Genomic DNA, 8,551 nt, shown 5'->3' on the forward strand with positions numbered 1-8,551 from the left:
ATGTCGACCTTTATCGGCCAGCTCATCGGCTTCGTCCTCATTGTGTTCCTGATCGTGAAGTTTGTCGTGCCCCCGGTGCGCAACATGATGAGGACCCAGCAGGAGACGATCCGCGATCAACTCACCCAACACGCCGAGGCCGAGAAGAAGGTGGCCGACGCCGATACCGAGCACGCGAAGGCTCTGGAACAGGCCAAGGCCGAGGCTGCCAATGTGATCGAAGAGGCCCGCAGGGACGCCGAGATCATCGCCGAGCAGCTGCGCGCACAGGCCGACGTCGAGCTCGAGCGCATCAAGACGCTAGGGGCGCAACAGGTTCAGCTCCTTCGCCAGCAGCTCGTTCGCGAGCTCCGGCAGAGCCTCGGTGCCGAATCGGTGCAGCGGGCAGGCGACATCGTGCGCGACTTCGTCTCCGATAGCGCCGAACAATCCGCGACTGTCGACCGCTTCCTCGCCGAGCTCGACGAGATGGCCCCGTCGACGACGACGTTCACCGACGTCGTCACGGCGAAGCTTCGTGCCGCCAGCCGCGACTCCCTGGCTCAGCTGGTCGAGCGGTTCGATGGGGTGGCCGACGGGCTGGACGGGGAAGCGCTGACGCGGCTGGCCGACGATCTGGCGTCCACCTCGAAACTGTTGCGCCGCGAGCCCGTGCTCTCCCGGCATTTGGCCGATCCCTCCAGCGCTGATGAGCCCAAGGTTCAGCTCGTCGAGCGGTTGCTCTCGGGCCAGGTCTCGGACTCCGCGCTCGACCTGATCAAAACCGCTGTGTCGCAGCGCTGGTCGGCCACGTCCGATCTGATTCACAGCATCCAGCACCTCGCCCGGTTGGCACTTCTGGTGCGGGCCGAGGGGGAGGGTCAGATCGAGGACGTCGAAGATCAGCTGTTCCGGTTCAGCCGCATCCTCGATTCTGAGCCGCGCCTGATCTCGTTGCTGGGTGAATACACCGCCCCGCTCGAGGGACGAATCGGGTTGCTGAACAACGTGCTTGGGCGACGGGCGAGCAAGAACACCGCCGACCTGCTGCGTCAGACGCTCGATCTGCTGCACGGGGAGCGCGCCGACGAGGCCGTCCGCGAACTCGCGAACCTGGCTGTGTCGCGGCGCGGCGAGGTCGTCGCGCAGGTTCGCGCGGCCGCTGAGCTCAGCGACACCCAGAGCGAGCGGCTCACCGAACTGCTCACCCGTATCTACGACCGTCCGGTGTCGATTCAGCTCGACGTCAACCCCGAACTGCTCGGCGGCTTGACGATCGCCGTCGGCGACGAGGTGATCGACGGGTCGCTGGCCTCGAAGCTGGCAGCGGCCGAGACCCGGTTACCCGACTGACCCACCACACCAAGACCCACACACGAAGTAGGAAAGCGAGAAAGCCGCCGATGAGCGCTCGCGCGAAGAGGAGAAGACCATGGCAGAGTTGACGATCTCGGCGGATGAGATCCAGGGCGCGATCGAGGAGTATGTCTCCGGCTTCGAGGCGGACACCGAGCGCGAAGAGATCGGCACCGTCATCGACGCCGGCGACGGTATCGCTCACGTCGAGGGTCTCCCGTCGGTGATGACCCAGGAGCTGCTCGAGTTCCCCGGCGGCGTGCTGGGCGTGGCGCTGAACCTCGACGAGCACAGCATCGGTGCCGTCATCCTCGGTGACTTCGAGAAGATCGAAGAAGGCCAGCAGGTGAAGCGCACCGGCGAGGTCCTCTCGGTGCCGGTGGGCGACGCCTTCCTCGGTCGCGTGGTCAACCCGCTGGGCCAACCGATCGACGGCCGCGGCGAGATCGAGACGACCGAACGTCGCGCGCTCGAGCTCCAGGCGCCGTCGGTGGTGCAGCGCCAGGGCGTGAGCGAGCCGCTGCAGACGGGCATCAAGGCCATCGACTCGCAGACCCCGATCGGTCGCGGCCAGCGTCAGCTGATCATCGGCGACCGCAAGACCGGTAAGACCGCGGTGTGTGTGGACACCATCCTCAACCAGCGGCAGAACTGGGAGTCCGGCGATCCCGATCAGCAGGTCCGCTGCGTGTACGTCGCGATCGGGCAGAAGGGCACCACGATCGCCAGCGTGCGCCAGACCCTCGAAGAGGGCGGCGCCATGGAGTACACGACGATCGTCGCCGCGCCGGCGTCGGACTCGGCCGGCTTCAAATGGCTTGCGCCGTACACGGGATCGTCGATCGCTCAGCATTGGATGTACGACGGCAAGCACGTGCTCATCGTCTTCGACGACCTGACCAAACAGGCCGAGGCGTACCGCGCGATCTCGCTGCTGCTGCGTCGGCCGCCGGGCCGCGAGGCGTACCCGGGCGACGTGTTCTACCTGCACTCCCGGCTGCTGGAGCGCTGCGCGAAGCTTTCCGATGAGCTCGGCGGCGGTTCGTTGACCGGTCTGCCGATCATCGAGACCAAGGCCAACGACATCTCGGCGTACATCCCGACCAACGTCATCTCGATCACCGACGGTCAGTGCTTCCTGGAGACCGACCTGTTCAACCAGGGTGTGCGGCCGGCCATCAACGTCGGTGTCTCGGTGTCGCGTGTCGGTGGCGCCGCGCAGATCAAGGCGATGAAGGAGGTGGCCGGGTCGCTGCGTCTGGACCTGTCGCAGTACCGCGAACTCGAGTCGTTCGCTGCGTTCGCCTCCGATCTGGACGAGACCTCGAAGGCGCAGCTCGACCGCGGCGCCCGGCTCGTCGAGTTGCTCAAGCAACCGCAGAGCAGCCCGATGCCCGTCGAGGAACAGGTCGTCGCGATCTTCCTCGGCACCAGGGGTCACCTGGATTCGGTTCCCGTCGAAGACGTTCAGAAGTTCGAGCGCGAATTCCTCGACCACGTGAAGGGGTCGCAGGAGGGCATCCTCAAGGAGATCCGGGAGAGCAAGAAGCTCTCCGAGGAGCTGGAGGAGAAGCTCGAAAAAGTCGTCAACGACTTCAAGAAGGGCTTCGCCACCACCGACGGCAGCTCGGTCGTGCCCGACGAGCATGTCGAGGCAATGGACGAGGAAGACGTCGAAAAGGAATCGGTGAAGGTCCGCAAGCCCGCACCGAAGAAGAAGTAAGGCCTGAACACAGATGGCTGCCACACTGCGCGAATTGCGCGGCCGCATCCGCTCCGCGGGCTCGATCAAAAAGATCACCAAAGCCCAGGAGCTGATCGCGACGTCGCGAATCGCCAAGGCGCAGGCCCGAGTCGAGGCGGCTCGGCCCTACGACCGCGAGATCACGAACATGCTCACCGAACTCGCGAGCGCGAGCGCACTGGATCACCCACTGCTGGTCCCGCGTGAGAATCCCCGGCGGGCCGCCGTGTTGGTGGTGTCGTCGGACCGAGGTCTGGCCGGTGCGTACAACGCGAACATCTTCCGGAGGTCCGAGGAGCTGTTTGCCCTTCTTCGTTCGGAGGGCAAGGAACCGATCCTGTACGTGGTGGGCCGTAAAGCTCTCGGGTACTACAGCTTTCGCAACTGGGACATCCAGGAGTCGTGGACCGGGTTCTCCGAGCGGCCCGACTACGAGAACGCCCAGGAGATCGCGAGCACGCTGGTGGACGCGTTCACGGCGGGCATGGACGACGAAGGCGACGACCCCGGTGCCGACAACGTCCTCGGAGTCGACGAACTGCACATCGTCTTCACCGAATTCAGGTCGATGCTGTCGCAGTCGGCGATCGCACGCCGGATCGCACCGATGGTGGTGGAGTACAGCGAAGAAGACCCCGGGCTGCAGACGCTCTTCTCCTTCGAACCGGATGCCGAGACCCTCTTCGGCGCCCTGTTGCCCCGGTACATCTCGACCCGCATCTTCGCCGCGCTGCTCGAGGCGGCGGCGTCGGAGTCGGCCTCTCGCCGGCGCGCCATGAAGTCGGCGACTGACAACGCCGACGATCTCATCAAGGACCTGACCCTGATGGCCAACCGCGAACGGCAATCTCAGATCACCCAGGAAATCAGCGAAATCGTCGGTGGCGCGAACGCGCTTGCGGACGCCGCCAAGAAGTAGCCCCAGAAAGCGAAGAAGACAATGACTGCTACTGCTGAAAAAGCGACCAGCACCGACACCGCGGGTCGCGTCGTACGTGTCACCGGCCCGGTCGTCGACGTCGAGTTCCCGCGCGGTTCCGTGCCGGAACTGTTCAACGCGCTGCACGCCGAGATCGGTTACAAGGACCTGGCCAAGACGCTGACCCTCGAGGTCGCCCAGCACCTCGGCGACAACCTCGTGCGCTGCATCTCGATGCAGCCGACCGACGGCCTGGTGCGTGGTGTCGAGGTGACCGACACCGGCAGCTCGATCTCGGTGCCGGTCGGTGACGGCGTCAAGGGCCACGTGTTCAACGCGTTGGGCGACTGCCTTGACGAGCCCGGCTACGGCAAGGATTTCGACCGCTGGTCGATCCACCGCAAGCCGCCGGCGTTCGATCAGCTCGAACCCAAGACCGAGATGCTGGAGACGGGTTTGAAGGTCGTCGACCTGCTGACCCCCTACGTCCGCGGCGGCAAGATCGCCCTGTTCGGTGGTGCCGGCGTCGGCAAGACCGTTCTGATCCAGGAGATGATCAACCGCATCGCCCGCAACTTCGGCGGTACCTCGGTGTTCGCCGGCGTGGGTGAGCGCACCCGTGAGGGCAACGACCTGTGGGTCGAGCTCGCCGACGCTGACGTGCTCAAGGACACCGCGCTGGTGTTCGGCCAGATGGACGAGCCGCCGGGCACTCGTATGCGAGTCGCGTTGTCCGCGTTGACGATGGCCGAGTTCTTCCGTGACGAGCAGGGCCAGGACGTGCTGCTGTTCATCGACAACATCTTCCGATTCACCCAGGCGGGTTCGGAGGTTTCGACGCTGCTGGGCCGCATGCCCTCGGCGGTGGGCTATCAGCCGACGCTGGCCGACGAGATGGGTGAGCTGCAGGAGCGCATCACCTCGACCCGAGGCCACTCGATCACCTCGATGCAGGCCGTGTACGTGCCCGCCGACGACTACACCGACCCGGCCCCGGCGACGACGTTCGCCCACCTCGACGCGACCACCGAGTTGAGCCGTTCGGTGTTCTCCAAGGGCATCTTCCCGGCGGTGGACCCGCTGGCTTCCAGCTCGACGATCCTCGATCCGAGCGTGGTCGGCGACGAGCACTACCGCGTCGCCCAAGAGGTCATCCGAATCCTGCAGCGCTACAAGGACCTTCAGGACATCATCGCGATCCTCGGTATCGACGAGTTGGCCGAAGAGGACAAGCAGCTGGTGCAGCGCGCCCGCCGGATCGAGCGCTTCCTGTCGCAGAACATGATGGCGGCCGAGCAGTTCACCGGGCAGCCCGGCTCGACGGTTCCGCTGAAGGAAACCATCGAAGCGTTCGACAAGTTGACCAAGGGCGACTTCGACCATCTGCCGGAGCAGGCGTTCTTCCTGATCGGTGGTCTCGAGGATCTGGAGAAGAAGGCAGAAAGCCTCGGCGCCAAGATGGATGCCGGCGGCGGTGATGGCGCCCCCGCTCAGAAGGACTCGAACGGCGACGCCGACAAGGGCGACGATTCCGACAAGGACGAATAGCGATGGCAGATCTGGACGTCGACATTGTCGCCGTCGAGCGGGAAATCTGGTCGGGCAAGGCGACGTTCGTGTTCACCCGCACCACTGCGGGTGAGATCGGCATCTTGCCCCGCCATATCCCGTTGGTTGCTCAGCTCGTCGACGACGCCATGGTGCGCGTCGAGCGAGAGGGCGAGGAGGATCTGCGCATCGCCGTCGACGGCGGGTTCATGTCGGTCACCGGTGAAGGCGTGATCATCCTTGCGGAGTCCGCCGAACTCGAGTCCGAGATCGATAGCGACCGTGCGCGGCAGGACTCCGAATCCGACGATCCCGCAGTCGCGGCAAAAGGTCGAGCCAGGCTTCGCGCCCTGGGCCAGATCGACTAACGGTCGGCACCTGGGCGAGCGGAGCGATGGGATAGACAGATGAGCGCGCTCATGTTCGTCATGGTCGCGCTGATCTGCGTGCTGCTTTTCGTCGTGATCGCGCTGTCCTACCGGCTGTGGAAGCTGCGGCAGGTAGGCGGTACCGCAGGGATTCTGCGAGACGTGCCGGCTGTCGGTGGCCAGGGCTGGCGTCACGGTGTAATGCGTTATCGCGGTGGCGAAGCCGGCTTCTACCGGTTGTCGAGTCTGCGCTGGTGGCCCGACCGTCGGCTGAGCCGCCGCGGCCTGGAGATCGTGTCGCGCCGCGGTCCGCGCGGCGACGAGTACGACATCATGACCGACGAAATCGTGGTGCTGGAGCTGCGCGATACCAGCCCTGAACGTCGTCGCGGCTACGAGATCGCGCTGGATCGTGGTGCGCTGACGGCGTTTCTGTCGTGGCTGGAGTCCCGGCCGTCGCCTCGCGCGCGGCGCCGAAGCTTCTAATCCGTTGCCGGACCGCCCGGTTGCCACAGCACGTCGCCCTGTGGGTTGGCAGCGCGGGACAGGATGAAGAGCAGGTCCGACAGCCTGTTCAGGTATTTCGCGGGTAGCACGGTGATCGAATCGCCGTGTTGCTCGACCGCTGCCCAGGCCGATCGCTCAGCGCGGCGGGCAACCGTGCGAGCCACGTGCAATAACGCCGATAGGGGAGTACCGCCGGGCAGCACAAACGAATTCAGCGCGGGAAGCGGCTCGTTGAACTCGTCGCACCAGGCTTCCAGTCGGTCGATATAGCTTTGGGTGATTCGCAGCGGCGGGTGTTCGGGGTTCTCGACCACCGGAGTCGAAAGGTCGGCGCCCGCATCGAAGAGGTCGTTCTGAATTTGCTTGAGTACCTTCGACGTTTGCTCGCTGGGATTTCCCAGGGCGATGGCAACGCCGATGGCGGCGTTGACTTCGTCGCAGTCGGCATACGCCACGAGGCGGGCGTCATTCTTTGACACCCTGCTGAAATCGCTCAGGCCCGTCGTGCCGTCATCGCCCGTACGCGTGTATATCCGGGTGAGATGGACCGCCATGGTCAAACCGTACCGGAACCCGTAGCCGAGGAAACTGACATGGCCCGCGGCGCTGTTTAGACTTACCCGCGTGAGCGAGCGATTCGTGGTGACCGGCGGAAACCGGTTATCTGGCGAAGTTGCCGTCGGGGGAGCAAAGAACAGCGTCTTGAAGCTGATGGCCGCGACCCTGCTGGCTGAAGGCACCAGCACGATCACGAATTGTCCGGACATCCTCGACGTACCGCTGATGGCCGAGGTGCTACGGGGTCTCGGGGCCACCGTCGAGCTGAACGGCGACGTCGTCCGAATCACCTCGCCCGACGAACCCAAGTACGACGCCGACTTTGCCGCCGTTCGTCAATTCCGCGCTTCTGTGTGCGTATTGGGGCCGCTCGTCGGCCGGTGCAAGCGTGCCAAGGTCGCGCTGCCGGGAGGTGATGCGATCGGCTCACGACCGTTGGACATGCACCAGGCAGGCCTGCGCCAGCTGGGTGCGCGGTGCAACATCGAGCACGGTTGCGTGGTGGCCGAGGCCGACCACCTCCGCGGCGCCGAAATCCAGCTGGAGTTTCCCTCCGTCGGTGCCACCGAGAACATCTTGATGGCGGCCGTCGTCGCCGAGGGTGTCACGACCATTCACAACGCCGCGCGCGAACCCGACGTCGTCGACCTCTGCGCGATGCTCAACCAGATGGGCGCCCAGATTTCCGGCGCGGGCACCCCGACCATGACGATCACCGGCGTTGATCGGCTGCATCCGACCGAGCACCGGGTGATCGGTGACCGGATCGTGGCGGCGACGTGGGGGATCGCCGCCGCGATGACGCACGGCGACATCTCCGTGACCGGCGTGGACCCCCAGCACCTGCAGCTGGTCCTGCACAAGCTGCACGACGCCGGCGCCACCGTGACGCAGTCCGACGACGGATTCCGGGTGGTCCAGTACGAGCGTCCGAAGGCGGTGAACGTCGCGACGCTTCCGTTCCCCGGCTTCCCGACGGACCTGCAGCCGATGGCCATCGCCCTGGCGTCGATCGCCGACGGCACGTCGATGATCACCGAGAACGTCTTCGAAGCCCGCTTCCGATTCGTCGAGGAGATGGTGCGTCTGGGAGCCGATGCCAGGACCGACGGCCATCACGCGGTGGTCAGGGGTATCCCGCAGCTCTCCAGTGCGCCGGTCTGGTCGTCCGATATCCGGGCCGGTGCCGGCCTCGTCCTGGCCGGGCTGGTCGCCGACGGCGATACCGAGGTCCACGACGTCTTCCACATCGACCGCGGTTATCCGCTGTTTGTCGAGAATCTGCAGAGCTTGGGCGCGGAAATCGAGCGCGTAGCCTGACCGGCGCCGCCGGGCTGCCGCGCACTTTGCCCCTGTCCCCGGAACCCGCTTTGGGGTTTGTCCGGAACTGGCGTATCCTCTTGTGAGAAGCCCACGGCCCCAGGCCAATCGGACTGGCGGACGGGGTTTGACGTCTCTGTCCAGATCGGTATAGACTGGCAGGGTTGCCCCAAAAGCGGGTGTGTTGTTTGAGAACTCAATAGTGTGTTTGGTGGTTTTTGTTTGTTGTTGTTTTTTGCCATGCCCTGTTTT

Annotated in this window: 8 protein-coding genes; 7 read left to right on the forward strand and 1 reads right to left on the reverse strand. The window is 65.1% G+C overall.

Going from position 1 to position 8,551, the window contains the following annotated elements:
• The 6 genes from A5759_RS04745 to A5759_RS04770 all read left to right on the forward strand — a co-directional run bounded on the left by A5759_RS04745 (position 1) and on the right by A5759_RS04770 (position 6,400).
• On the forward strand, positions 1 to 1,332 hold the full coding sequence (locus A5759_RS04745; protein WP_068194498.1) for a F0F1 ATP synthase subunit B/delta: 1,332 nt from the start codon (positions 1 to 3) through the stop codon (positions 1,330 to 1,332).
• 79 nt (positions 1,333 to 1,411) lie between these two features.
• Entirely contained in the window at positions 1,412 to 3,058 is a 1,647-nt protein-coding gene (atpA, locus tag A5759_RS04750) for a F0F1 ATP synthase subunit alpha (protein WP_064397810.1), read from the forward strand.
• Between the two features lie 13 nt (positions 3,059 to 3,071).
• On the forward strand, positions 3,072 to 3,998 hold the full coding sequence (locus A5759_RS04755; RefSeq protein ID WP_064397811.1) for a F0F1 ATP synthase subunit gamma: 927 nt from the start codon (positions 3,072 to 3,074) through the stop codon (positions 3,996 to 3,998).
• A 21-nt stretch (positions 3,999 to 4,019) separates the two neighbouring features.
• On the forward strand, positions 4,020 to 5,546 hold the full coding sequence (atpD, locus tag A5759_RS04760; RefSeq protein WP_068194501.1) for a F0F1 ATP synthase subunit beta: 1,527 nt from the start codon (positions 4,020 to 4,022) through the stop codon (positions 5,544 to 5,546).
• 2 nt (positions 5,547 to 5,548) lie between these two features.
• Positions 5,549 to 5,914: a F0F1 ATP synthase subunit epsilon gene (locus tag A5759_RS04765; protein ID WP_064397815.1), complete on the forward strand. Its 366-nt coding sequence runs from the start codon at positions 5,549 to 5,551 to the stop codon at positions 5,912 to 5,914.
• A 39-nt stretch (positions 5,915 to 5,953) separates the two neighbouring features.
• On the forward strand, positions 5,954 to 6,400 hold the full coding sequence (locus tag A5759_RS04770; RefSeq protein ID WP_068194503.1) for a DUF2550 domain-containing protein: 447 nt from the start codon (positions 5,954 to 5,956) through the stop codon (positions 6,398 to 6,400).
• On the opposite strand, the gene A5759_RS04775 is transcribed toward A5759_RS04770, so the two are convergent.
• Positions 6,397 to 6,975 (reverse strand): cob(I)yrinic acid a,c-diamide adenosyltransferase, encoded by a 579-nt coding sequence (locus tag A5759_RS04775; protein ID WP_068194507.1) that lies wholly within the window; start codon positions 6,973 to 6,975, stop codon positions 6,397 to 6,399. The two genes, A5759_RS04770 and A5759_RS04775, sit on opposite strands and share 4 nt — an antisense overlap.
• Positions 6,976 to 7,045: 70 nt before the next feature.
• On the opposite strand from A5759_RS04775, the gene murA reads away from it, so the two are divergent.
• Complete coding sequence (gene murA / locus A5759_RS04780) at positions 7,046 to 8,299, forward strand: UDP-N-acetylglucosamine 1-carboxyvinyltransferase (RefSeq protein WP_064397820.1); 1,254 nt, start codon at positions 7,046 to 7,048, stop codon at positions 8,297 to 8,299.
• Positions 8,300 to 8,551 lie beyond the last annotated feature (252 nt).

Source organism: Mycobacterium sp. 852014-52144_SCH5372336, assembly GCF_001665615.1.
GTDB lineage: Bacteria > Actinomycetota > Actinomycetes > Mycobacteriales > Mycobacteriaceae > Mycobacterium > Mycobacterium neumannii_A.